Genomic DNA, 23,838 nt, shown 5'->3' with positions numbered 1-23,838 from the left:
GTCATAGCCCGTCCACTCCCTTGAGCAGCGCGCGCATCTCCTCCGCGGGCGATTGCACAGGCGGTGCGCTCTGCACCGGCTGCTTCGCCATCAGCAGCAGAAATTGCGGCGCCAGCGTATCCTCGAACATCCAGAGCTCACCATTGGGCGTCGCCACCAGCGCGGGTTGCAGCCGCATCATCGCGTCGCGCGCCTGGCCTTCGTTCACCGACCCGCCACCCAGCACCTCATGGCCGAGCTTCACGAGCCGCTCATAGCTGATGGCGGACATTTGGGAGGCGACGACGGCGGCAAGAGCGATCATCCGCCGCGTGGACCCGGCTTCCCACAGGATGCGGCGGAACAGCGCATGGGTCTGGCCGCTCATTTCCTCCCAATCCTCCAGCGCGGAGAGCAGCCCCTGCTCGACATCGGACAGCAGCATCCGGTCGCGCGCGGCCGATTCCGTCACCAGCGCGGCCGACATGCCGAACAGCCGCGCATGATAGGGCGATCCCATGGCCGCGCTCGACAATGCGTCGAGCGCATCCTCGTCGATGGAAAGCCGGGCGTTGGAGGCGCAGGACAGCAGCAGCCGCTCCAGCTCCGGCTTGGGGATCGGCGCGACCCGCTGCGGCACCAGATGGCGGCGCAGCGAGGGGTGGGCGGCAATCAGCCCGTCAATGTCGCTGGCGATGCCGACCAGCACGACCTGTACCGGCGAGTGGATGTCGGTCAGCAGCTTCAGCAGCGTCGCGACGTCCTGCTTGGCCGTTTCCGACTGCACCCGGTCATATTCGTCGATGATGAGGATGGAACGCTCCCGCACTTCCTCCACCAGCAGGGCGGAGAGGCGGGACACGTCCAGCGGCTCGCTCATCATCTTGCGTGCCCGTTCCTGTCCCGCGCTGCTCATCGGCAATTCGGTCAGGAAGGGACGGAAGAGGGAGTCGAAATCCGCTTCGCCATTGGCGGATGCATAAAGCGCGACGCATCCCGCCTCGTCCGCCAGATCCCCGAACACGCGGGCGAGCGAGGTCTTGCCCGATCCGCGGGTGCCGAAGATCACGGCATGCTTGCGTTGCACGACGATCGCCTCGACCAGCTTTTCCAGTTCGCTGTTGCGCCCTGCCAGTCCATGGCGGTCGGTCACCGGCATGGCGGTGTTGAACGCCGCATAGATGCTGTCGCGGCGCAGGCTGATGGGTTTGATCGGCGCGGCCATGGCGCTCATGGAGAGCGGCCGGTGCGCCGCTTCCTCCGGCTGCGCTTCCGGCGCGTCATGCCGGAAGCCGGGCAGGGCGGGCACGTCCAGATGCAACGGCACGTCGTCGGGTATGACGCGCTCGTTGCGCTTTTCGCCGCTGCGCGTAAGGGACAGAAACCTGTCGAAAATACCGGATTTCTGGCTGGAGCGTGAGTGCGCGAAGCCTTGATCGAGTGTCGTCAAAACAGCTTCTCCCGGATGATGAGGACGTCTTCAGGCTTGACCGGATCGTCCAGCTTGGCCTGTATTTCCTTCCCCTCCCGCCGGACTTTTATCCTTTTGGTCGAACCCGCCAGCGTCGGTCCGCCCGCCAACGCCAATGCCTGCCGGAAGCTTTGCCCCGGCACATAGGAGAAGGCGCCGGGCTGCTGGACCTGGCCGTAGACATAGACTTTTTCCGCCGGCGGCACGAACAGCGTGTCGCCCGCCTTCAGCGGCCGCATCGCGCCCGCGCCCATATCGGCCAGCGAAATGCGTACTGGCCCGCTGCCGTCCGCAGGCGTCAGGATGACGGCATTGGCGCCGTCCTTGGTCGAACCGCCGGCCTTGGCGAGCATCGACGCCACCGTATAATCCCGGTCGAGCGGATAATTGCCCGCTTCCGGCACATTGCCGAGCACGGTGACGAACCGGCTGACATAATTGCTGACCTCCACGCTGACGGACGGCTTGGTCAGATAGCCGCCGCTGGCGTAGCCGGCCGCAATGTCCTGCGCCAGTTGCGAGGTCGTCTTCCCCTTGGCGGAAACCGGCCCGACCAGCGCGAGCAGGACGGTGCCGTCCTCCTTGATACGCGTGGTCGTCGACAGGTCGGGCTGTCCGAAGACGGAGATTTTCAGCTCGTCATTCGGACCGAGCTGATAGCCTGCGCTGGCCGCCTGCGCGGCAGTTGCAGTCGCCGCCGCGTTTCCGGCGGCGGTCTGGGCAGTCGCAGCCATCGGACCTGCAATGATGAGCAGGGTCGAGATGGATTTCAGGAGAGTATCGGCTTTCACAGCTCATGCTCCCAATATATTGAGGGTCTAGAAATGCAGGGCAGCGCCCAACGTTACTTGCGTGCCGCTATAGTTGGAGACGCTGGTGTCCGTTCTGCGGGTGTAATGCTGGGCATCCAGCGTAAGATCGAAACGATCCGAAAGTTTCCTGGTCAACAGCCCGCCAAAGCGACGATTGCGGTCGGCCGTTATTGAATAGGGACGAAGCGCCGCATCCTGACGGAACTTTCTGCGGTCCCATTCCGCATAAAGGCCGGCGGACGTCAGTTCGGAAATCGAAAATTCGCCCTGGATGCGGTAGCTGGTATCGATGGCGAAACCGCTGGCGATCAGGCTGTCGTTGACGATGGCGCGCTCTGTCATGGCCGTCAGCTTCAGGCGCGGAATGGCTTGCGTCGACAGGCTGACTTTCCAGCCCAGCCCGTCATAGCCGCCCACCGCCGCGCTGTCGCTGCTGACGTCGAGCCAACGGACATCCGCGTCGATCTGCGTGATCGGCGTCACCGCGCGCTGGAACCGCAGGCCATAGCTGTTGATGCGGTTCTCTATGCCCAGCGTGTCGCGCTTGCTGTTCACCCGCTCATAATAAGCGGTCAGCGTGCCAAGACTGGGCATGGCATAGCCGATCCCGCCCATGAACATATCGCTGGTCTGGTCGGCATAGTCGAACTGGTCGGCATTGCGCGTCCTGTCATGCTCATAGCTCGCCACAGGGAACAGCCCCGGGCGCTCGCAGGTGAAATCCGCGCCGACCGTGGCGAACTTCTGGAGGTTTTCGGTCGCGGAATTGATGTCGCCATAATCAGCGCGCTGTTGGCGATAGGAGGCGCGAGGGGTGATCAGGCAGGTCGCGCCGAAGCGGATATTGGCCTTCGCCTCCGTATCCAGACGCAACTTGCTCCGCTGTCCTTCGGAAATGAAACGGTCATAGCCGATCTTCCCCCGCAGCAGGATGTCGTGACGGCCCACCGGCATGCCATAGGTCGCCTCCAGAGAGGGCGTGACGATCAGGTCGTCGGTGGGGTTTTCGACGCGGTCGTCCACGCGATAGACATTGTCGTCATAGAGTAGATCGAGGCCGGCTGTCAGATGAAGACCGTAATCCCTGATCCGCTTCTGCTCCATGGCATTGCTGACGCGCTTTGGCTCAGTCGTACCGTCATTATCCTGCGCCTGCGAAACTGTCGACATGGCCGCGACCATTGCGGCACCACTTAGCGCTGCCGCAAAACAGGTGCGCGACCATGAAGTCTGTCGATCGCAGGGCGCGGAAATGCGGCCCCGCAATCGCGGATTATTATATTTGTTCAAAACCAATCGACCCTTATTGCATTGCAGCAATCAAGGCATGCTAGAAGTATTTCTACGTAAAACCACTGCCCGGAAAGCAGCTTGTCGCGTCAAAACAACGGCTCGGTTCATCGCAAACAGGGCGCGGCGGGACCAGTCCCGGCGCACCCTGCAGCTGTTAATCTGGGAGAAAGCTTGAGCCTTGCGAGTCCGGTCAGAAGATCAGCCAGGCGATGGCTGCGACCGCGCCGACAAAGGCCACGATGCCGGCCCAACGTGACAGGAGCTGTACGCCGCTTTCGGCATGATCGGCAAAAGTCATGCCGTCGATGCGAGCGGGAAGCTCACGGCGCAACTCCGCCGTCTCGATCAAAGAGGGTGCCGTCGCAACTGCTGCAAATTCTTCCGCCACGTCGATATTCCCGCCGCCCGATTGGTGATGGGGTTAATATCCGATTTTGCGGTTAACAAATAGTTGGGAAGGAAGGCCTGCTGACATCGATTCGTCGCATATGACCATGCGACAGCGCCAAATTCTTAACCTGGGATAAGATTTTTTGCGACGAAGCGTTTTCGGCGACATTTCGTCGCAAATATCATTTTTTCGGCGGAACCTTTTTCGCTCTCCCGCGTCTTGGCCGCTCCGCCGATTCGCGCTCCAGATTTCGCATTCGGCGGGCGCTAATAAGCGTTCTTGTGGACCAGCACGTTCAGCGTTCCGAACAGGATCGCAATGTCGCGGGTCAGGCTCCAGCCATGCAGATATTCCAGATCTGCCTCGACCCGGTTCAATATGTCGCGGCGCGTTTCCGTCGCACCCCGGAAGCCGCGGATCTGCGCCAGGCCGGTGATCCCCGGCTTCAGTGCATGGCGGTGCCAATATTGCCGGTCCACCTGCCAGAATAGCTGTTCCTCCGCCGTCGATCCCAGGGCGTGGGGGCGGGGGCCGACCAAGCTCATCTCTCCCAGCAATACGTTGATGAGCTGCGGCAGTTCATCGATGCTGGTCTTGCGGATGAATGCGCCGACGCGCGTGATGCGATTGTCGTCCCGCTGCGTCGAAGTCGCGCCCGCGCTGTCGCACTGCTCCACCTTCATGCTGCGGAATTTCAGGATGTGGAACAGCATGTTGCCGCGCCCGATCCGTTCCTGCTTGAAGAAGACGGGGCCCGGGGAGTCCAGCTTGATGAGGATCGCCACCACCGCCATCAGCGGCGCGAGAAGGATCAGCACAGGTACGGTCAAGGCGATGTCCAGCAGGCGCTTCTTGGCTCGGTTGGCGAGGTTCAACGGCCCGCGCGACACCACCAGCGTGGGCGTGCCGCGGTAAGACTGGACCGCCAGCGGCGCCATCGGGTCCAGTTCGGGCACGATGATCTCACCCAATATGTTGCCGCCTTTCAGCATCTGGGCCCAATCCGCCTTGCGTTCGGCTGGGCAGGAGATCACCGCGCGATCATAGTCGCGGAGCAGGGTGCCCAGGCGATGCAGCATATAGGGATCGTCCAGATCGGCCTTCAGCCCGATGGCCGCCGCATCGACGATCACCATGCCACTGACGTCGTCGGGAATGGCGCCGTCATCGATGATCAGGAGCTGGGCGAACAGGCCGTCGGCAAAGTTGCGGCGCACCATATGAACGATCATCAGCCGCTGTAGGACGAGCAAGGTGCCGCTGCACAAGATACCGGCCGAAATGCCAAGCCGCGACAATTGTCCCGTCGCCTTCAGCGAAAAGACAACCAGCAGGAAGATCAGCAATGTTCCTGCGAAAGCCATGGTGGCGCTGCGGCAGGACTGCGTCATGCGCATCAGGCAATGGGGATTATAGGCCTGGTTATGGAAAGCCAGAACCGCGTAAACGATCATGCCGCCCGCCAGCGGCTGCCACTGCCCGTCCGCCAGCCATTGCAGGCCGGCGGCGCGCAGCCCGAAGGCGAAGCCCGTGGCAAGCGCGGCCATATCGGCAACCAGCAGGAGCAGGCACAGCCAAAGCCGCGCATTCCGCTGCCCTGAGGCCGTAGCGGGCTGGCGACTGGGAACACCTTCGATCGCCAGATCAATTTTCGACATCTGCAACCCTTTTTATGTCTTGACGTCAAGCCGGGCACCGCCGCGCGGCAGTGTGTTAACCATCAGACATCCGCAGCGTTTTGATTTATGTTGCGCAGCAGCAGGGCATAAATGCCGTGGACTGACAATCGGGCTTGGGGTGCGCGGACCCGCTTTTCCGATGATCCGTTTCTCCTGGAAGATGCTCTGCCCCAGATTTGCGACGACCTGAAATGGCGAGCGTTGCCATGCGGCGCTTTCGGGGCGCGAAGAACGCCGCCCGATCCGAATCACCAGCAGGATCAGCCTATTATCCACCACCCCAGCAAAAACAGCGTGGCGAGCAGCGCGAAGGGGCCTGCCCAGCGCGACAGGCGCTGGATCGCGCCCTCCATCTGCTCTTGCGGAACATGCCACCAGGAAGCAGGATTTCCATCCTCCCGGCTGTTCGTCTGCACAGGATCATGCTGGGGCGCGGCAGGAGCGGCTTTTGCGCCGCTGCCCTTGTCCTGTGGTTGGGGAGAAAGGTCGATCATGTCCGCAGTCCCAACCATCCCTGATGCGACCTGTCGACAGAATAGCCCGGTTGGCCGAAAAGGAAAGCGGATTCAGGCTTTTCGTTTCGGCAAAATCATCCGCGTCGGATCGTTCAACTGGACGCTTGGATGAAAGGGATGCGGCGATTATCCTGCCCCTCATGAAACAGGACCGACAGATCGATGCCGTCGACCGAAAGATCATCGCAGCCCTTCAGGAGGATGCGACGCTCAGCCATGCCGAGCTGGCGGAGCGGGTTGGGGCTTCCAGCGCTTCCTGCTGGCGTCGGATCAAGGCGCTGGAGGCCGCGGGCGTTCTCGCCGGGACGGTCAGGCTGGTCGATCCGGAAAAGGTCGGGCGGGGCGTCAACGTCCTTTGCAACATCCGCATGCGAAGCCACGCTCAGGAGGCCCGCCGCGCCTTCGAGCAGTTTGTCGAGGGTCGTCCGGAAATCGTCGAATGCTTTTCGATGTCGGGGGAATGGGACTATCTGATGCGCATCGTGGTCGCGGATGTCGCGGACTATAATCGCTTCCTGATGATGACCCTTTTGGGGCATCCCTCGGTCGCCGGTGCTGCGTCGCACTTCGCCCTGTCCATGACGAAGTTCACCACCGCCCTGCCGGTCTGACCTTGAGGGCGACGGGAGAAGCCGTGCGGCGATGCATCAAGGGTGGGGAGGATCTGGTGGACGCAGTTTTTTGGTGGACGCACTAGGGCTCGAACCTAGGACCCGCTGATTAAGAGTCAGCTGCTCTACCAACTGAGCTATGCGTCCACGCCCGCTTTCGGCTTGTGCCTCGATCGCCGGGAATTTGGTGGACGCACTAGGGCTCGAACCTAGGACCCGCTGATTAAGAGTCAGCTGCTCTACCAACTGAGCTATGCGTCCACATCCGCTTTCGGCTAGTCCCGGATGGGCCGTCGCTTTGGCGTGGGCGGGCTGTTAGCAGCCGCATCGGACTTTGCAAACAGGAAATCGCGTCTGCCGGCAAATTTTTGCGCGCAAGCCTGTTTCATCCCCAGTTTCCCGGCCGGCTGCGCCGCCGGCCCGAACGCTCAATGGCCATGATGATTCCGACGCACAGCATGACCGTCAGCATGGACGACCCGCCATAGGACATGAAGGGCAGGGGAATGCCGACCACCGGCGCCAGTCCCATGACCATCATCAGGTTGATCGCGACATAGAAGAAGATCGTCGTGGTCAGCCCCGCCGCCACCAGCCGCGCATATTTGTCCTGCGCGCGGAGAGACACGCCGATGCCCCAGCGGAACAGCAGCATGAAGGCCCCGATCAGCAGCACGCCGCCCATCAGCCCCCATTCCTCCGCCATGGTGGCGAAGACGAAATCGGTATGCCCCTCCGGCAGATAGTCCAGATGGCTTTGCGTCCCCTTGAGGAATCCCTTGCCGAAAATGCCTCCGGACCCGATGGCGATCTTCGATTGGCTGATATGATAGCCGGCGCCCAGCGGATCGCTTTCCGGGTCCAGGAAGATGAGGACGCGGTTCTTCTGATAATCGTGCAGGAAGCTGAAGGCGATGGGCACGATGGCGGCCAGCGTCAGTCCCGATCCCACGAACAGCCGCAGCGGCAGACCGGCGAGGAACATCACCGTCACCCCGCCCGCGGCGATCATGGTCGCGGTGCCGAGGTCAGGCTGAACCAGCACCAGCGCCCAGGGAATGCCGATCAGCACCAGCGCCGGCCAGATCGCGTTCCAGCGCCTGATCTCCCCCACCGGAAGCAGCGCGTAGAAGCGCGCGACCGCCAGCACGATCACCGGCTTCATGAACTCGGAAGGCTGCAACTGCATGAAGCCAAGGTTGATCCATCGCTGGCTGCCACCCGCCACCCCGCCGATCAGTTCGACCAGGAACAGAGCGGTCAGCACGACGCCATAGGCCGGGAAGGCGAGGCGTGCGAAGGTCTCCAGCGGTATCCGGCTCAGCACCAGCGCCATGCCCGAAAAGATGACGAAGCGAACGCCCTGGTTGATCGCCCAGGGGGTGATGCTGCCGCCGGCGGCGCTGTAGAGCACCAACGTCCCGAACCCGGCGATGGCGAGCAATATGCCCAGCACGCGCCAGGGGAATTCGGTCAGGGGTTCGGGAACGATGCTCATGGCGCGCTGTCCGCCGGGGGCGGGGCGTCGTCCGCTTCGGCAGCCGGTGCCGGAGGCGGGGCGGCGGTCGCGGTCGCGCCATTGCCGGTGGATGCGTTCATCGCATTGGCGGCTTCGGGAAGAGGCGCCTCGCCCTTCTCGATCGCCTTCGCCAGCCTGTAGGCCGCCATCTGCCGCGCCAGCCGTTCGGCCGGCGGACCGCCCCAGTCCTTTTCGATGGTCTCCAGCTTCTCGACAGCCTTCGCTTGGTCGAACAGGAAAGTCATGGTGTCCGCCGCGATCATGGGAGCGTCCTCGATGCGGTTGACGTGGCCGCCATGCTCGATGATGCAGGCAATGGCATAGCGGGGATTGTCGAACGGCGCGAAGCCCTGGAACAGCGCATGGTCGCGCAGCTTGAACGGCAGCGATGCGTTGCTGCGCACGCCGCCCCCGCGTTCGGCCATGGTGATACGGCGGACCTGCGCCGTGCCGGTCTTGCCGGCCATCATCACGCCGGGCAGGGGGATGCGGGCCGCGCCGCCCGTGCCGCCGCCGTTCACCACCGCGCTCATCGCGTCGCGGATGGTCACCAGATGCTCCTCATTCACCCCCACGGACGCAGGCGTGGGCCGCTGCGCGCCGAAGATGAAGTTGGGCATCAACTGCCGGCCCGTCGCCAGCCGCGCCGCCATTACAGCCATCTGCAACGGGTTGATGAGCATATAGCCCTGGCCGATGGTCGCGTTGACCGTGTCGTAGACCTGCCATTTCTGATTGTATTTCTTGAGCTTCCACGCCGGATCGGGAACGGTGCCGAAACTCTGGCTGGGGAAGGGAAGGGCGAATTTCTGCCCCATGCCCACGCGCCGCGCCATGCTGGCGATCCGGTCCATGCCGATCCGCTGCGCCATCTGGTAGAAGTAGATGTCGCAGCTTTGGGCAATGGCGCCCCGCATGTTGAGCCCGCCATGGCCCCGCCGTTTATGGCAGTGGAACAGCGTGTTGCCGACCCGGATCGCACCCGCGCAGTTCACCGTCTCCATGGGTGAAACTCCCGCCTCCAGCAGTGCGAGCGCCACCATCGGCTTCACCGTCGATCCCGGCGGGTACAGCCCCTGCAACGTCTTGTTGCGCAACGGGACATGGTCGTCCTTCGACAGCATGTCCCATTCCAGATGGCTGATGCCGTCGGAAAAGCTGTTCGGATCGAAACTGGGCATGGACGCCATGGCCAGCACGTCGCCATTATGGCAGTCGATCACCACCACCGACCCGCTCTGCGTCGCCAGCCGCCGCCCGGCATATTCCTGGAGGCCCGCGTCGATGGTCAGCTTGATCGCGTTGCCCGGCGTGTCGGGCCGGGTGGTGAGTTCCCGCACGATCTTGCCCCGCGCCGTCACCTCCACCCGTTTCGCGCCGGGCTTGCCTGTCAGTTCCTTGTCGAAAGACCGCTCCAGCCCGTCCTTGCCGACCTTGAAGCCGGGCGTGATCAGCAGCGGGTCCTTGCGCTCCTCATAGTCCTTGGCCGACGCTGCGCCGACATAGCCGAGCAGGTGCCCGACGGTCGCACCTGCCGGATAATTGCGGGAAAAGCCCTGGCTCGGGGCCACGCCCGGCAGGTCGGGCAGCCGGACGCTGACCGCCGCGAACTGATCGTAGGTCAACTTTTCCGCCACCTGCACCGGGCGGAAACCTGCCGACTTGTCCAGTTCCTCCTTGATCCGATCCACTTCGTCATCGCTGAGCGCCAGCAGATGAGCGAGGCTGCGGATGGTGTTCTCCGCGTCCGTCGCCCGCTCCGGGATCAGGTCGACGCGGAAGTCCGTGCGATTGTTCGCCAGCGGCCGTCCGTTGCGGTCGATGATCCACCCGCGTCGCGGCGGAATCAGCGTCAGGTTGACGCGATTGCTTTCCGACAGCAGATTATATTTCTCATTCTCGGCGACGCTGATCCAGCCCATGCGCCCGACCAGCAGCGCCCCGATCGCCCCTTGCAGGCCCCCCACCACCATCGCCCGGCGCGTGAAGGTGAAGGACAAGGAGGCTTCGGTGACGGTCTTCTTCTTGAGCAGGGGCAGCTTCATGCCATCACGCGCCAACGGTCGATCCGGGCGCATTGCCGGACGACAAAGGGAAAGAGCAGGACCGTCCAGAGAATTTGCGGCGCGACCAACAGCAGCTTGATGTCTCCTCCGCCGGTGATCCGCGCGAAGAAAACGCCGCCGGCGATGCAGAAGATAATCGCGAAGGAGGCGATTAACCAGTCCTGCCGATAGCTGCGCCAGACCATGCGATGTTCGATGGCGTCTATGCCGATCAGCGTGACGGTCCACAGGCACATGGCCGATCCGATGGGCTGGCCGCTGGCGATGTCGTCGAACAGGCCGAGCGGCACGCCGATCCAGGTGCGCCATAATTCGGGGCGCAGCAGCCGCCAGGACAGAAGCAGCAACAGGCCGAAGGGCGGCATGACCGGCGATTGCGCGATCACCGGCAGCGTCGTCACCAGAGATCCCAGCATCACCGTGATGACCGGGGTTCCCGCCAGCCGAAATCGCGAAGGATGACGGCCAAGGCGCGGCACATGCTGCAAATGGGGATCGATCATGGCGTGACCGAATTCTGCGCGGCGCCCGGTTCGACAGGAGCCGGCGGGCCATTGCCCTCCGGCCGGGTCACAGCCTCCTCGAAGGAGCGCTCCACCACAACCGCATCCACTCTGGAGGGGTTGGCGAGCGGCACGCCATAGGCGATCTCGCCCGCGATGCGCACGATCACCGCCACGGGAATATTGGGTTGATAGACCCCGCCGACGCCGGAGGTGACGAGCAGGTCGCCCGGCTTGAACGGATTACGCCCGGCCGCCAGCGCGCGGACCTCCAGCGTGCCGTCGCCAAGTCCCGTCGAAATCGCGGGTACGCTGTCATTGGCCCGCCGCACCGGCACGATATTGCTGGTGTCGGTCAGCAGCAGCACTTCGGCCGTGTTGGGCGTGGTGGTATGGATGCGCCCGATCAGCCCTTCCGGCGCGCGCACCGGCATGCCCGGCCGCACGCCCTGCCAGCGTCCCGCGTTCAGCCGCGCCAGCCGACGGGTGCTGGTGGAGGAGGATGCGATCAGCCGCGCGGTCAGCAATTCGCTGCCGTCATCCTCGACCAGCTTCAACAGCTTCTTGAGGCGCAGATTTTCCTGCGCCACCGCCTTCGCCTCTATGATGCGGTTGCGGTCGGCCTCCACCTGCCGCCGCAGCGCGACGTTCTGGGAACCGGCACGCCAGTAGCTGGCCAGCACTTCGTCGATGGAGGCGACGCCGCTCACCATATTCTTGAGCGTCACCGACGCGGGGCGCGTAATCTCCGCCGTCGCGATGCGGATCGCGGCGAAGCCGGTGGGATCGAAAATGGCGACGACCACCAGAAGCAGGCCCACGGCGGCGCCCGTCATCGCCACGACATAGCTGGCGAAGAGGCTATATTGCGCCTTCCGGTTATGCCCGGGGCGTCGGCTGGGTGGCCGCGCCATCTTGTCCCCTTAAGCGGTTTGCAGCACGCCCCGGAAGATCGGATCCTCCATTGCGCGGCCGGTGCCGATCGCAACGCAGGTCAACGGATCTTCAGCGATGGTGACGGGCAGGCCGGTCTCGTCGCGCAGCTCGTCGTCCAGCCCCTTGAGCAGCGCGCCGCCGCCGGTCAGAACGATGCCCTGGTCGACAATGTCCGCCGCCAGTTCCGGCGCGGTATTCTCCAGCGCGATGCGCACGCCCTCGACAATGGTGCTGATCGGCTCCGCCAGCGCGTCGGCAATCTGGCCCTGGTTGATCGAGATTTCCTTGGGAACCCCGTTCACCAGGTCGCGGCCCTTGATATGGATCGTCTCGCCCACGCCGTCTTCGGGCGGCTGAGCGACGCCGAACTGTTTCTTGATCCGCTCGGCGGTCGCTTCACCGATGAGCAGATTATGATGACGGCGCACGAAGGAGACGATCGCCTCGTCCATCTTGTCGCCGCCGACGCGAACCGAAGTGGTGTAGGCCAGACCGCGCAGCGACAGCACCGCGACCTCGGTCGTGCCGCCGCCGATGTCGACCACCATCGAACCGATGGGCTCCGTCACCGGCATGTCGGCGCCGATGGCGGCCGCCATGGGTTCCTCGATCAGGAAGACCTGGGATGCGCCCGCATTGCTCGCCGCATCGCGAATCGCGCGGCGCTCGACGCTGGTCGAACCCGAAGGCACGCAGATCACGATCTCCGGGAAGCGCCACGGCCGCGACTTGCCGCCGTGCACCTTGGTGATGAAATGCTTGATCATCTGCTCCGCCACGTCGATGTCCGCGATCACGCCGTCCCGCAGCGGACGGATCGCCTCGATCGAATCGGGGGTCTTGCCCATCATCAGCTTGGCGTCGTCGCCGACCGCCTTCACCCGCTTCACGCCGTTCAGCGTCTCGACCGCCACCACGGACGGTTCGTTGAGCACGATGCCGCGGCCCCGCACATAGACCACGGTGTTGGCCGTGCCGAGGTCGATGGCCATGTCCTGGGAGGAGAGTTTGAAGAGACGCGAGAAGATCGACATGCCTGTTCCTGTTCAGCCCGCATGCCCCGGCGAAGCGAACCGGGACAGTCGGAAAGTTCGCCCCACGTTCCACCCGCCCCCTGGATGTCAATTTTTATAAGGCTTGTGTCTCGCGGAAAGCGCTCGCTTGGGCTAGTCACTAATCAATGTCAATACGCCGTCTGCCCGAACATCTGGTCAATCGCATCGCCGCGGGCGAAGTGGTCGAAAGGCCCGCCAGCGCGCTCAAGGAAATCGTGGAAAATGCGCTGGATGCCGGATCTCTCCGGATCGCCATCCGCATCTCCAATGGCGGGCTCGACCGGATGGAGGTGAGCGACGACGGCTGCGGCATGACCCGGGATGATATGGCGCTGGCGCTGGAACGCCACGCCACGTCCAAACTGCCCGACGACGCCATCGAAAATGTCGCAACGCTGGGTTTCCGGGGCGAAGCGCTGCCCTCCATCGCCAGCGTCGCGCGTCTTTCCATCGACAGCCGGCCGCAGGGGCAGGACGGTTGGAACCGAACAGTCGACAATGGCGTGGTGGTGAGCGAAGGCCCCGCCGCGCTGCCCCCCGGCACGCGCGTCACGGTCGAACAGCTTTTCGCCCGCGTCCCCGCCCGCCGCAAGTTCCTGCGCTCCGCCAAGGCGGAATATGCCGCCTGCCTCGATGTCATCCGTCGCCTTGCCATGGCGCATCCTTCCGTGGCCTTCAGCATGGAGCATGACGGACGGCGCGTGCTGGGCGTGCAGGCGGGGGAGGCGCGGGAGGATCGCGTCGCCGCGCTCACCGACCGGGCGCTGGCCGACAATCATGTCATCGTGGCGCTGGAAAGAGAGGGGGTGCGCCTGTCGGGCGTGGCCTCGCTGCCGACCTATAATCGGGGGGTGGGCGATCATCAGTTCCTGTTCGTGAACGGCCGTCCGGTGCGCGACCGGCTGCTGGTCGGAGCGGTGAGGGGCGCCTATGCCGACATGCTGGCGCGGGATCGGCATCCGGTGGTGGCGCTGTTCCTTGACGTTCCGCCGCTGGAGGTGGACGTCAACGTCCATCCCGCCAAGACGGAGGTCCGCTTTCGCGATCCGGCGCTGATCCGGGGCATGATCGTCTCCGGCCTGCGCCGCGCGCTGGATGCGGAGGGTTTCCGCGCTGTCCAGCATGCCGACCCCGCCGGCCTTTCGGCATGGAAGCCCGAACCGGTTTCCCCCACGTCGATCGGCGCCATGCCGATATTCGAAGCCGCCGGCGCGTCCGTTCCGACCTATTCTGTGGCCGAGCGCCGTCCCGGCTTCCTGACGCCCCCGCCGCAGGCCCGCGCCGAACCTGCCGCCGCACCCGCGCCTGAAGGAACCAGCTTTCCGCTGGGCGTCGCCCGTGGGCAGGTCGCCCGCACCTATATCGTCGCGGAAGCAGAGGATGGGCTGGTCATCGTCGACCAGCATGCCGCGCATGAACGGCTGACCCTCGAACGCATGCGCCGCGCCATGGAAGGGCAGGGGGTCGCCGCCCAAACGCTGTTGCTGCCCGAAGTGGTCGAACTGGACGAGCCCGCCTGCGACCGGCTGGAGGCGCGGATCGAGGAACTGAAGGAATTCGGGCTGGAACTGGAGCGCTTCGGTCCCGCCGCCATGCTGGTGCGCGCAACGCCTGCGATGCTGGGGCAGGGGGATGTGCAGGGACTGGTGTCCGATCTGGCCGACGACCTCGCCGCCTATGACAGTGCGCTCTCCCTGAAGGAACGGTTGGATCTGGTGGCCGCCACCATGGCGTGCCATGGCTCCGTCCGCGCCGGGCGGGTGCTGAGCGTCACGGAGATGAACGCCCTGCTCCGCGAGATGGAGATCACCCCCCGCAGCGGCCAATGCAATCATGGCCGCCCGACCTGGGTGAAGCTGGGCCATGGCGACATAGAAAAGCTGTTCGGGAGGAAATAGGATGACGGGGATCGACCATTCAGCGCAATGCGTGCGCGCGATAAATCCGGTCCGGACGCCATCCCATCGCCTGTGAAGGAAGCACCGATGAAGCGGCTTCTCCTCCTTCTTGCCCTCGCCCCGCTACACGCCCAAGCCGCAGCTGATCCCTGCGCCGGTGCGCCATCCCTGCCGGAACCCTGGACAAGCTGGACCCAGAGCGGCACCGTGACCGCGGGCGCGACGGCATCCACCGCGCCGCGCATCATCCTGGGCAAGCCTGTCGTCGCTGAGTTGCGACCCGGTCGGCAGGTTCAGTTCATCGTCCCGCCCGGCAAGTCCCTTCCGAAAAGCCATGCCGGCCTCTTCACCCTGGCCGTGAAGGATGCGGCGCGCATTGGCATCGCTCTGTCGGAAGGGGCCTGGGTGGACGCCGCCACCGGCACGACCGCGCTGACCTCCGTCGCCCATGAGCATGGGCCGGCCTGTTCCGGCATCCGCAAGATCCTGTGGTTCGACCTGTCGCCGGGCCTTCACACCATCCAGATCGCCAGCGCCTTAAAGCCTTCGATCCGCATCATGGCCGCCGACGCCCGCGCCAACCAGCCCCGTTGACTCAAGTCGGGCGCGTCCGGAACATGGCGATCGGCTTCATCGACAGCACCGGCTCGTCGCGTTGGTTGAAGAGCGTGATGTGGGTCTTCACGATCCCCATTTCGGGGCGGCTGCGCGACGCCTTGACCTCTATCACCTCGGAAACGCCGCGCAGCGTGTCGCCCGGACGAACCGGCTGCAACCAGCGCAGTTCATCCACGCCCATCGCACCCAGGCTGGCGGCCTGAATGCCCGGATTGCGCTGCCATTCCGCCACCATCATCTTCATCGACAGGGCCGTGGTATGCCACCCGCTGGAGGCCAGGCTGCCGAAATGCGTGCCCGCCGCAGCCTCGTCGGACAGATGGAAGGGCTGAGGGTCGAATTCGCTGGCAAAGGCGACGATCTCCTCCCGGCTGATGGTGAGCGGACCGAATTCGTTCCTGTCACCTACTTGCACATCTTCGAAATAGACGATCTCGCTCATGCCCGTTTCCTTCCGCAACGGGTGAAGGAGTAGTTTCCGTTTACGCGAACGTCAATGCCTGACAAGACCTGCCAATGTGGCGGAATTGCCGTCGCCCGGGCGGGGCGCGATTCCCAGAATCGTTGCGAGCAGCGGATAGATGTCGACATTGTCGAAACCCGAAGGCGGCGTGAACCCTCTGTCGAAAGCCGGGCCATTGGCGATGAACAGGGCCTGCATTTCCGGCGCCTGATTGTCCCAGCCATGATCGCCGCCGACGAACGGTTTGACGGGACCGCTCGGCTGTATCACCCAGCCGGTCTCGGCAAGGCAGAAATAAGGCGGGATGCGCCGATGCGCGCCATAATGGAAACGCGCTGGGATCGCGCTTTTCCGCCAGCATTGCATATGCGCATGGGGCTTCAGCAGGTCCGCTTCCAGCGCCGCCTCATGACCCGGTTGCGCAGCCAGGCTGGCATAAGGTCCGCTTTCGACGATGCGGTAGTCAGCCGGGTCCGCCACCTTGTCCAGCGCGACCACCCGCTCGCTCGATTTCTGCGCCATGCCATGGTCGGACAGGATCACGAGATTGGCCGGCTGGCCCATGGCCTTCAGCCCGTCGACCAGCATGCCGATCTCGCCATCGACCTCCGCTGCCGCCTGCGTCGTCTCGGCCGCTTCCGGTCCGGCTGCATGGCCCGCCGTGTCCACCGCATCGAAATAGAGCGTCAGGAAGCGCGGGCGGATCGCCGCCGGCCGCCGCAACAGGTCCAGCACGCCGTTCACCCGCTGCGTCCCCGAAATCTCCTGGTTGAACTGTGCCCAGTCGCCCGGCCGGGTGCCGCCGCTGATCCTGTGCGGCCACTCCGCCGCTTCCGTCCCGCCCCAGGCCACGTTGGACCCGGGCCAGAACAATGTCCCCGTCCGTACGCCGGCCTTCTCCGCCGTCACCCAGATCGGCTCGGCCCCGTTCCACCAGAAGGGATCGTCGGTCGCCATGGTGAAGGTCTCACCGGGGCGCGCCGCATCCTCCATCCTGTTGGCGACGATGCCGCTGCGGTCGGGACGCTGGCCGGTCACTATGGCCCAATGATTGGGGAAGGTCTTGGTGGGGAAGGAGGGGCGCATCGCTGCCTCGACCCCGCTCGCGGCCAGCGTGGACAAATGCGGCGTTACGCCTCGTTTCAGATAATCCGGGCGAAAGCCGTCGATGGATATCAATATCGTGACCGCTTCCCGCCGCTCGGCCAGTGCGGAACTGGACACCAGCCGCTCGTCCGGTCGCGCGCAGCCGCCGAGCACCTGTAGAAGGAGAAGGCCGGCGAAGGAAAAGCGGCGGAAAAACATGCCCCTGCCTTAGCAGAAGGACCATGACGGTAAAGTGACGAGCGCCCTATGCCCCGCTCACATAGGGCATCATCGCCATCCAGGCGTTCCGCTTCGCCTCCCGCGACATGCTGGCGAAAGCGCCGCTGGAGGAGGGGAGGTCGATCAGAGCCAGTCCCGGTCGCGCACCGATCTGGCGCCGCCCATGCAGCGCGGCGGTCTTGCCGTTGAAGGCCACAGCCTCCAGCGCGGGAAGCCGATCCACGAAGGCCGACAGGTCGCGCAACTCCGCGCCCCGGATCGCGCTGTCCAGGCTGCCCTCCCGGTCAGCGCTTTCGATCACGTCCCAAAGGCCCACTGCCCTTGCCTTCAGCCGCTTCAACCGCATCGCATAGGGCTGGCCGCGCAGATCCTCGCCCAGCACATCGCCCATCAGCGCCCAGAAGGCGTTGCCGCGATGCGCATAATATTCGCCCTGCCTGATCGATACGTCACCCGGCAGGCTGCCCAGGATCAGCAGCCGCGTCGCTTCGTCTACGCTGGGGGGAAAGGCCGCCTTGCGTCGCGCAGCCATCTGTCCCGGACGCAGCATCGGCCCTCAGACGTTGAACCGGAACAGCATGATGTCGCCATCCTGCGTCACATATTCCTTGCCTTCGGAACGCCACTTGCCCGCTTCCTTGGCCCCGGCCTCGCCATTATACTGGACGTAATCCGCATAGGCCATGGTTTCCGCCCGGATGAAGCCCTTTTCGAAATCGGTATGGATCGCCCCTGCCGCCTGGGGCGCCTTCGATCCCTTGGCCACTGTCCAGGCGCGCGCCTCCTTCGGTCCAACGGTGAAGAAGGTGATGAGGCCAAGCAGTTCATAACCGGCGCGGATGATGCGGGCGAGGCCGGCTTCCTCCAGCCCCAGAGCCTCCAGATATTCAGCCCGTTCCTCGACCGGCATGGTGATGAGTTCGGCTTCGATCGCGGCCGAGACGATCACCGCCTTCGCACCTTCCGCCGCCGCCTTTTCGAACACGCGGGCCGAATGGGCGTTGCCTTGTGCCGCGCTTTCTTCCTCGACATTGCAGACGTAGAGGACAGGCTTGGCCGTCAGCAGTTGCGCCTGGCGGAAGATGCGCTCCTCCTCATCGTCGCCCGGCCGGGTCAGCCGCGCCGGCTTGCCCTCGCGCAGCAGGTCCAGCGCCTTGCCCAGCACGGACGCCGCGGCCTTCGCCTCCTTGTCGCCCTGCGCCGCCTTCTTGGCGAAGTTCGGCACGCGCTTTTCAAGGGATTCGAGGTCCGCCAGCATCAACTCGGTCTCGACCGTCTCGGCGTCGGCAATGGGGTCCACCTTGCCCTCGACATGGGTGATGTCGTCATCCTCGAAGCAGCGCAGCACATGGACGATGGCGTCCACCTCGCGGATGTTCGCCAGGAACTGGTTGCCCAGGCCTTCGCCCTTGGACGCGCCGCGCACCAGCCCCGCAATGTCGACGAAGGCAAGCTGCGTCTCGATGATCTTGGCCGAACCGCCGATCTTCGCGATCGTCTGCAGGCGCTGGTCGGGCACGGCGACCTGCCCGACATTGGGCTCGATCGTGCAGAAGGGATAGTTCGCCGCCTGCGCCGCCTGCGTCTCCGTCAGCGCATTGAACAGGGTGGACTTGCCCACATTGGGAAGCCCGACGATACCGCAACGAAAACCCATGATACTGCCTTCACGTCAAATCCGATGGCCGCGCCGATAGCGCTTTCCCGGCGGCTTGGCCAGAGTCCGTGCGGTCTCAATGACGGAAGAAGAGCGTGACGGAAGCGACATGGTTCACGCGCGCATTGCCGCCGCGCCGGTCGATCCACTGGTTCAGATAGCCGATCTCGGCCGTGGATGCGCCGCCCAGCGCGATCTCGGCCCCGATGAAGCTGCGCAACTGATCGAACCCGCCCTTCGCGCCCCAGTCGGTGCTGTTGAGCGCCACGAAGCCCTCGCCATAGACGAGAGCGCTCACCGCCTTGCTGCCCAGCGGCTTTTCGTAGCGCAGCATCTCCCGCAGTCGCCAGCCCATGTCGTCGCCGTCGGAACGCCAGCGCTGCTCCAGCCGGGTCCGCGACGAAAGCTCGCCGCCCCAGGGCTTGCCGATGGTCCAGTTGACCTGCTGGAAGCTTCGCTCCTCATTGACGTCGCGCCCATTGTCGACCGGCAGCACGACATGGGCATAGCCCTGATAGACAGTCACGCGGTGGGACAGTTTCCAGCCCAGGCCACCGCGCAGGATGGTCTGATCGACCCCTGAAACGCCATCCCCGAAGCGTGGCTGAATCTCCGCGAAATAGACGAGATCGCCGGAGATCGGGCCCATGGCGGTGAGGTTCAGCCAGAATTGCTCATCCTCCGCCGTCCGGGCCTGGGCAGGGGCGGCCATGGCGATCAGCGCGCAGGAGAGGGCAGGCAACAGGCGACGCATCACGTCCTCGCAAAAAAAAGCGCCGCTCTTGATGATGCTGCTCCTGTGAAGGCAGGAGTCCAGTTCAGACGGTTATTCGTCTTCCAAATGGCCGGACTGGGCTACTGCCTTCGCAGAAGCACGAAGAGCGTCGGTCGATTGCCCGCCCTTTAGCGTGCCCTCATTTCCGGTCCATTTCCCCATGGTAAGCTTTGGCGACTATCCTCAGGTAATCACGCTCGGCCGTTCCATCCCGGTAAAGCCCGAAATGTCGGCAATTTCCTGCGCCGCCTTCATCAGCGGTGCGAGCGCCTCGCCCGTCTCCAGCGCCAGATCGCCATCCGCGCCCACATAGCGCTCGATATAGACGCGCAGGGTCGCGCCTTCCGTGCCCGTCCCCGAAAGCCGGAACACCACCCGAGAACCATCCTCGAACAGCACGCGCACGCCCTGGTTCCGGCTGACGGACTGGTCGGTCGGATCGCTATAGGCGAAATCGTCGGCGCTTTGCACCGTGCCGCCGCTGTTTGTCGTGCCCGGCAGCGCCTCCAGTCGGTCCCGCAGCGCCGCCATCAGCGCATCGGCCCTGTCCTTGGCAATCGCTTCATAATCATGCCGCGCATAATAGTTGCGGCCATAGGTCGCCCAATGTTCGGCCATGATCTGCGCCACGCTTTGCCGCCGGACGGCCAGGATGTTGAGCCACAGCAGCACCGCCCAGATGCCGTCCTTTTCCCGCACATGGTCGGACCCGGTGCCGGCGCTTTCCTCCCCGCAGATGGTTGCCATGCCGGCATCCAGCAGATTGCCGAAGAATTTCCATCCCGTCGGCGTTTCATAGAGCGGAATGCCCAGCTTTTCCGCCACGCGATCGGCCGCGCCGCTGGTCGGCATCGAGCGCGCAATGCCCTTGAGGCCCGCCGCATAGCCTGGCGCCAGATGCGCATTGGCCGCCAGCACGGCGAGCGAATCCGAAGGGGTGACGTAACAATGTCGCCCGATGATCAGGTTGCGGTCGCCATCGCCATCCGAAGCGGCGCCGAAATCCGGCGCGTCCGGCGCCATCATCCGGTCGTACAGCTCCCTGGCGTGAACCAGATTGGGATCGGGATGATGATGGCCGAAGTCGGTCAGGGGGGTGGCGTTGCGCACGGTGTCCGCAGGCGCGCCCAGCCGTTTTTCGAAAATCTCGACGGCATAGGGGCCTGTCACCGCGCTCATCGAATCGAAGGAAAGGGTGAAGCCGTCCGCGATCATCGCCCGGATCGCGGTAAAGTCGAACAGCGTCTCCATCAGTTCGACATAGCCCGCGACCGGATCGACCACCTCGACGGTCATGTCGCCCAGGGTCGTGCTGCCCAGCGTGTCGATGTCGACATCGTTCGCCTCGAAAAAGCGATAGCTGTCGATGGCCAGGGTCCGCGCATGAATGGCGTCGGTCACCTTCTCCGGCGCCGGGCCGCCGTTCGAGACATTATATTTGATCCCGAAATCCTCGTCTGGCCCGCCCGGATTGTGGCTGGCGGACAGAACCAGTCCGCCAAAGGCCCCCGACGACCGGATCAGATGCGAGGCCGCCGGAGTGGAGAGAATTCCGTCCCGTCCCACCAGAACACGGCCGAAACCATTGGCGGCCGCCATCTTCAAAACGGTCTGGATAACCTCCCGATTGAGGTAGCGGCCGTCGCCGCCGACCACCAGCGTCTGGTCCTCGTACCCTTCAAGGCTGTCGAAGACCGACTGGACGAAATTTTCGGCATAATGGGGCTGCTGGAAGACCCGCACCTTCTTGCGCAGGCCGGACGTGCCCGGCTTCTGGTCGTCGAAAGGCTGCGTCGCGAAGGTCTGTATCACCCGGATCCCCTTGGTCAGTGGAAAGTCAGGCCTACTCTATGGCGTGGGACTGCGACAGTCCGCAATCCACCCTGGCCATTTCACCGTGAGGGCAGGGCGGACGGACGCGCAATTCGCCCGTCTCAGTCCGCCAGCCGCAGCGCCACCTCATTCATGAACCGCGCATCCTCTCCCTTGGCGAGCCACTCCGCCTCCGCCCCGATCGCGCCCAGCATATCGGCCAGCGCGTCCATCTCGCTCTTGTGATAATTGCCCAGCACATAGCCGTGCACCCGGTCCTTGTGCCCCGGATGGCCGATGCCGATCCTCACCCGGCGAAACTCCGCCCCTATATGCGCATCGGTCGAACGCAGGCCGTTATGTCCCGCATTGCCGCCGCCGCGCTTCACCTTGACCTTCATGGGCGCAAGGTCCAGTTCGTCGTGAAAGACCGTCACGTCCTGCGGCGTCAGCTTGTAGAAGCGCATGGCTTCCCCAACCGAGCGTCCGCTCTCGTTCATGAAGGTTGCCGGTTTCAGCAGGACGATCTTCTCAGGGCCGATGCGTCCTTCCTGCGCCCAGCCCTGGAACTGCTTCTTCGGCGGAGAGAAGCGATGCATGTCCGCGATCAGGTCGACCGCCATGAAACCGACATTATGCCGGTTCATCGCATATTGGGTTCCGGGATTGCCCAGGCCCACCCAGATCTGCATCGCGTCGATACTCCCGATAAGACAAACCCCCGTTCGTCCTGAACCTGTCGAACGGCCTCACTTCTTCGAAAAGAACGGGGCTTCGACAAGCTCAGCCCGAACGGGGGTTGAGCGAACCGATAAACGGCCAGCCAGACTAGGGGCTTATTCGCCCTGAGCCGGCGTCTCATTGTCGCCTTCGGCGCTCTTTAGAGCCGAGGGGGCAACGATGGTCGCGACGGTGAAGTCGGTTTCGTCATGGGCAGCCTTGGCGCCCTTGGGCAGCTTCACGGCGCCGATGTGGATCGACTCACCGACATCCAGGCCGGTCAGGTCGACGACGACATCGTCCGGAATCTCGGCCGCATCGACGATCAGTTCGATCTCGTGCGCGACGATGTTGAGCACGCCGCCCTTCTTCAGGCCGGGCGAAGCGTCTTCATTGCTGAAGACAACCGGCACGTTGACGTGGACGGTGGCATGTTCCGAAACGCGCAGGAAGTCGGCGTGCAGCGGACGGTCGGTCACGGGGTGGAAAGCCACATCCTTGGCGAGGGTGCGGACCTTCTTGCCGCCCACTTCGACGAAGACGACCGAATTGAAGAAATGGCCGGTGCCGAGCAGCTTGTTGAGAAGCTTTTCCTCGACGTGGATCGACTGCGGTTCTTCATTGTTACCATAGATGACGGCGGGTACGCGGCCCTCACGGCGGAGAGCGCGGGAGGCTCCCTTGCCTGCCCGATCGCGTGCCTCTGCCGACAGCGTAAGCTGCTCGCTCATTGCGTGTCTCCAAAAGCAAATTGATGTAGGTGCCCGCCACGCCTCCAGGGATGACCATGTCGGGACCGCGGCCCAATAGCAGAAAGGCGCTGGAAAGCAAGGGCCGGGAAGCGGGATGGGTGCTACTGCATCCGCGTCACCCTGTATCCACCGGCCCGAAGCAGGTCGACCAGATTGTCCTTGCCCGCCAGATGTCCAGCGCCCACCGCGATGAAGGGCCGCCCCTTGAGCGTCTCCACCGACTTCACCCAGTCACGGTTCCGGTCCACCAGCACCGCCTGTTCCACCACTGGATCGGGCGTCTCGCCCAACCTGCCGTCCCGCGCAAGGGTGGCGAGATCGCCCCTGATCCAGGCGTTGAGGATATGATCGTAAAGCCGCCGCATCTCCTTCGCCTCGCGCACCGTATCGACCAGCAGCCGCCGCTGCGCATCCGGGGGGAGCGTATCGAAGGCCCGAAACTGCCGCTCCACAGTCTCCAGCCCGCTTATGGGCTTGCCCGCCTTTCCGAATATCGCGATCAGCGCGGGCTCAACGCCATGATCCTGGCGGACATGCAGGGCCTGTTGCGCCGCCGCCGAAAGCAGCATCGCCGCCGCCCAATCCTTATAAGCGGAGAGAGTTTGCATATTGGTGCCGCCATTCCCGACGATCTCCTCCAGCGTCGCCTTGTCTCCCGCCGGAACGCGCGTCTCCAGCAGGGGCAGCCCCGGACTGCGCCCCATCCTCTCGAACTGCGCCAAAGTGCCCGCCTGATCCTGTATTCCGGCCGATTCCAGCACCAGCCTGTCCGCTCGTCCGATCGCCTCCCCGATCGGCCCGGTCCGCCATTCCACGCCGCCCGGCAATATATGGATGGTGCCGAACAGCCAGCCGTCGACGCCCTTGCCCTCCACCCGCCAGAGCGCGGGCCCTCCACCGGGCGGCGGGGCAGGGGGATTCTCCCTGCAAGCGGCAATCAGGCATAGGACGGCCAGCCCCAGCCAGCGCGCCAGAAGGCCGATCATC

Annotated in this window: 23 protein-coding genes and 2 tRNA genes; 3 read left to right on the top strand and 22 right to left on the bottom strand. The window is 64.3% G+C overall.

Annotated elements, in window-relative coordinates:
* Position 1: 1 nt before the first annotated feature.
* The 6 genes from H5V43_RS06380 to H5V43_RS06355 form a co-directional block, all read right to left on the bottom strand.
* Positions 2–1,429, bottom strand: a complete 1,428-nt coding sequence (locus H5V43_RS06380; RefSeq protein WP_025548793.1) for an ATP-binding protein — start codon at positions 1,427–1,429, stop codon at positions 2–4.
* The gene (locus H5V43_RS06375) at positions 1,426–2,241 is read right to left on the bottom strand and encodes a polysaccharide biosynthesis/export family protein (RefSeq protein WP_025548792.1); all 816 of its coding nucleotides are present in this window, start codon (positions 2,239–2,241) and stop codon (positions 1,426–1,428) included. The genes H5V43_RS06380 and H5V43_RS06375 overlap by 4 nt, the downstream gene beginning before the upstream one ends.
* A 27-nt stretch (positions 2,242–2,268) precedes the next feature.
* Entirely contained in the window at positions 2,269–3,444 is a 1,176-nt protein-coding gene (locus tag H5V43_RS06370) for a hypothetical protein (RefSeq protein ID WP_025548790.1), read from the bottom strand.
* 301 nt (positions 3,445–3,745) lie between these two features.
* Positions 3,746–3,943 (bottom strand): hypothetical protein, encoded by a 198-nt coding sequence (locus H5V43_RS06365; protein WP_128830729.1) that lies wholly within the window; start codon positions 3,941–3,943, stop codon positions 3,746–3,748.
* Positions 3,944–4,212: 269 nt separating this feature from the next.
* Complete coding sequence (locus H5V43_RS23570; RefSeq protein WP_025548789.1) at positions 4,213–5,604, bottom strand: sugar transferase; 1,392 nt, start codon at positions 5,602–5,604, stop codon at positions 4,213–4,215.
* A gap of 281 nt (positions 5,605–5,885) precedes the next feature.
* Positions 5,886–6,119 (bottom strand): hypothetical protein, encoded by a 234-nt coding sequence (locus H5V43_RS06355; RefSeq protein WP_025548787.1) that lies wholly within the window; start codon positions 6,117–6,119, stop codon positions 5,886–5,888.
* Positions 6,120–6,280: 161 nt separating this feature from the next.
* Here H5V43_RS06355 and H5V43_RS06350 point away from each other — a divergent pair, with 161 nt between their 5' ends.
* A complete protein-coding gene (locus tag H5V43_RS06350; RefSeq protein ID WP_025548786.1) occupies positions 6,281–6,751 on the top strand; it encodes an Lrp/AsnC family transcriptional regulator in 471 nt (156 codons plus the stop codon).
* 71 nt (positions 6,752–6,822) lie between these two features.
* Here H5V43_RS06350 and H5V43_RS06345 read toward each other — a convergent pair.
* The 7 genes from H5V43_RS06345 to H5V43_RS06315 form a co-directional block, all read right to left on the bottom strand.
* Positions 6,823–6,898: transfer RNA gene (locus H5V43_RS06345), tRNA-Lys, on the bottom strand.
* A 38-nt stretch (positions 6,899–6,936) separates the two neighbouring features.
* Positions 6,937–7,012, bottom strand: a tRNA-Lys gene (locus H5V43_RS06340).
* Positions 7,013–7,136: 124 nt separating this feature from the next.
* Positions 7,137–8,249: a rod shape-determining protein RodA gene (gene rodA, locus H5V43_RS06335; protein WP_044662416.1), complete on the bottom strand. Its 1,113-nt coding sequence runs from the start codon at positions 8,247–8,249 to the stop codon at positions 7,137–7,139.
* Positions 8,246–10,315, bottom strand: coding sequence for a penicillin-binding protein 2 (gene mrdA / locus H5V43_RS06330; RefSeq protein WP_025550148.1), 2,070 nt, complete (start codon positions 10,313–10,315; stop codon positions 8,246–8,248). The genes rodA and mrdA overlap by 4 nt, the downstream gene beginning before the upstream one ends.
* Entirely contained in the window at positions 10,312–10,839 is a 528-nt protein-coding gene (locus H5V43_RS06325) for a hypothetical protein (protein ID WP_025550149.1), read from the bottom strand. Before H5V43_RS06325 ends, mrdA begins: the two co-directional genes overlap by 4 nt.
* The gene (gene mreC, locus H5V43_RS06320; protein ID WP_025550150.1) at positions 10,836–11,753 is read right to left on the bottom strand and encodes a rod shape-determining protein MreC; all 918 of its coding nucleotides are present in this window, start codon (positions 11,751–11,753) and stop codon (positions 10,836–10,838) included. The genes H5V43_RS06325 and mreC overlap by 4 nt, the downstream gene beginning before the upstream one ends.
* Before the next feature lie 9 nt (positions 11,754–11,762).
* The gene (locus tag H5V43_RS06315; RefSeq protein ID WP_007685698.1) at positions 11,763–12,809 is read right to left on the bottom strand and encodes a rod shape-determining protein; all 1,047 of its coding nucleotides are present in this window, start codon (positions 12,807–12,809) and stop codon (positions 11,763–11,765) included.
* 146 nt (positions 12,810–12,955) lie between these two features.
* Here H5V43_RS06315 and mutL point away from each other — a divergent pair, with 146 nt between their 5' ends.
* Both mutL and H5V43_RS06305 read left to right on the top strand, forming a co-directional pair.
* Positions 12,956–14,728: a DNA mismatch repair endonuclease MutL gene (mutL, locus tag H5V43_RS06310; RefSeq protein ID WP_025550151.1), complete on the top strand. Its 1,773-nt coding sequence runs from the start codon at positions 12,956–12,958 to the stop codon at positions 14,726–14,728.
* 87 nt (positions 14,729–14,815) lie between these two features.
* Positions 14,816–15,322, top strand: coding sequence for a hypothetical protein (locus tag H5V43_RS06305; RefSeq protein WP_025550152.1), 507 nt, complete (start codon positions 14,816–14,818; stop codon positions 15,320–15,322).
* A gap of 1 nt (position 15,323) precedes the next feature.
* On the opposite strand, the gene H5V43_RS06300 is transcribed toward H5V43_RS06305, so the two are convergent.
* The 9 genes from H5V43_RS06300 to H5V43_RS06260 form a co-directional block, all read right to left on the bottom strand.
* Positions 15,324–15,788: a MaoC family dehydratase gene (locus tag H5V43_RS06300; RefSeq protein WP_025550153.1), complete on the bottom strand. Its 465-nt coding sequence runs from the start codon at positions 15,786–15,788 to the stop codon at positions 15,324–15,326.
* A 51-nt stretch (positions 15,789–15,839) separates the two neighbouring features.
* Entirely contained in the window at positions 15,840–17,114 is a 1,275-nt protein-coding gene (locus tag H5V43_RS06295) for an alkaline phosphatase family protein (protein ID WP_099185761.1), read from the bottom strand.
* 46 nt (positions 17,115–17,160) lie between these two features.
* Positions 17,161–17,685, bottom strand: coding sequence for a DNA-deoxyinosine glycosylase (locus tag H5V43_RS06290; RefSeq protein ID WP_025550154.1), 525 nt, complete (start codon positions 17,683–17,685; stop codon positions 17,161–17,163).
* 6 nt (positions 17,686–17,691) lie between these two features.
* Positions 17,692–18,792, bottom strand: coding sequence for a redox-regulated ATPase YchF (gene ychF, locus H5V43_RS06285; protein ID WP_025550155.1), 1,101 nt, complete (start codon positions 18,790–18,792; stop codon positions 17,692–17,694).
* A gap of 76 nt (positions 18,793–18,868) precedes the next feature.
* Complete coding sequence (locus tag H5V43_RS06280) at positions 18,869–19,546, bottom strand: DUF2490 domain-containing protein (protein WP_193666793.1); 678 nt, start codon at positions 19,544–19,546, stop codon at positions 18,869–18,871.
* 204 nt (positions 19,547–19,750) lie between these two features.
* Positions 19,751–21,379 (bottom strand): alpha-D-glucose phosphate-specific phosphoglucomutase, encoded by a 1,629-nt coding sequence (locus tag H5V43_RS06275; RefSeq protein ID WP_025550156.1) that lies wholly within the window; start codon positions 21,377–21,379, stop codon positions 19,751–19,753.
* Positions 21,380–21,501: 122 nt separating this feature from the next.
* Positions 21,502–22,071, bottom strand: a complete 570-nt coding sequence (pth, locus tag H5V43_RS06270; protein ID WP_025550157.1) for an aminoacyl-tRNA hydrolase — start codon at positions 22,069–22,071, stop codon at positions 21,502–21,504.
* A 144-nt stretch (positions 22,072–22,215) separates the two neighbouring features.
* Positions 22,216–22,830 (bottom strand): 50S ribosomal protein L25/general stress protein Ctc, encoded by a 615-nt coding sequence (locus H5V43_RS06265; protein ID WP_025550158.1) that lies wholly within the window; start codon positions 22,828–22,830, stop codon positions 22,216–22,218.
* Positions 22,831–22,952: 122 nt separating this feature from the next.
* Entirely contained in the window at positions 22,953–23,837 is an 885-nt protein-coding gene (locus tag H5V43_RS06260; protein WP_025550159.1) for a TraB/GumN family protein, read from the bottom strand.
* Position 23,838: the final 1 nt, after the last annotated feature.

Origin of the sequence: Sphingobium fuliginis (assembly GCF_015074805.1) — a bacterium.
Lineage (GTDB): Bacteria > Pseudomonadota > Alphaproteobacteria > Sphingomonadales > Sphingomonadaceae > Sphingobium > Sphingobium fuliginis.
Note: the sequence above shows the minus strand (reverse complement) of the source record. Positions and strands in the feature narration are given on the sequence as shown.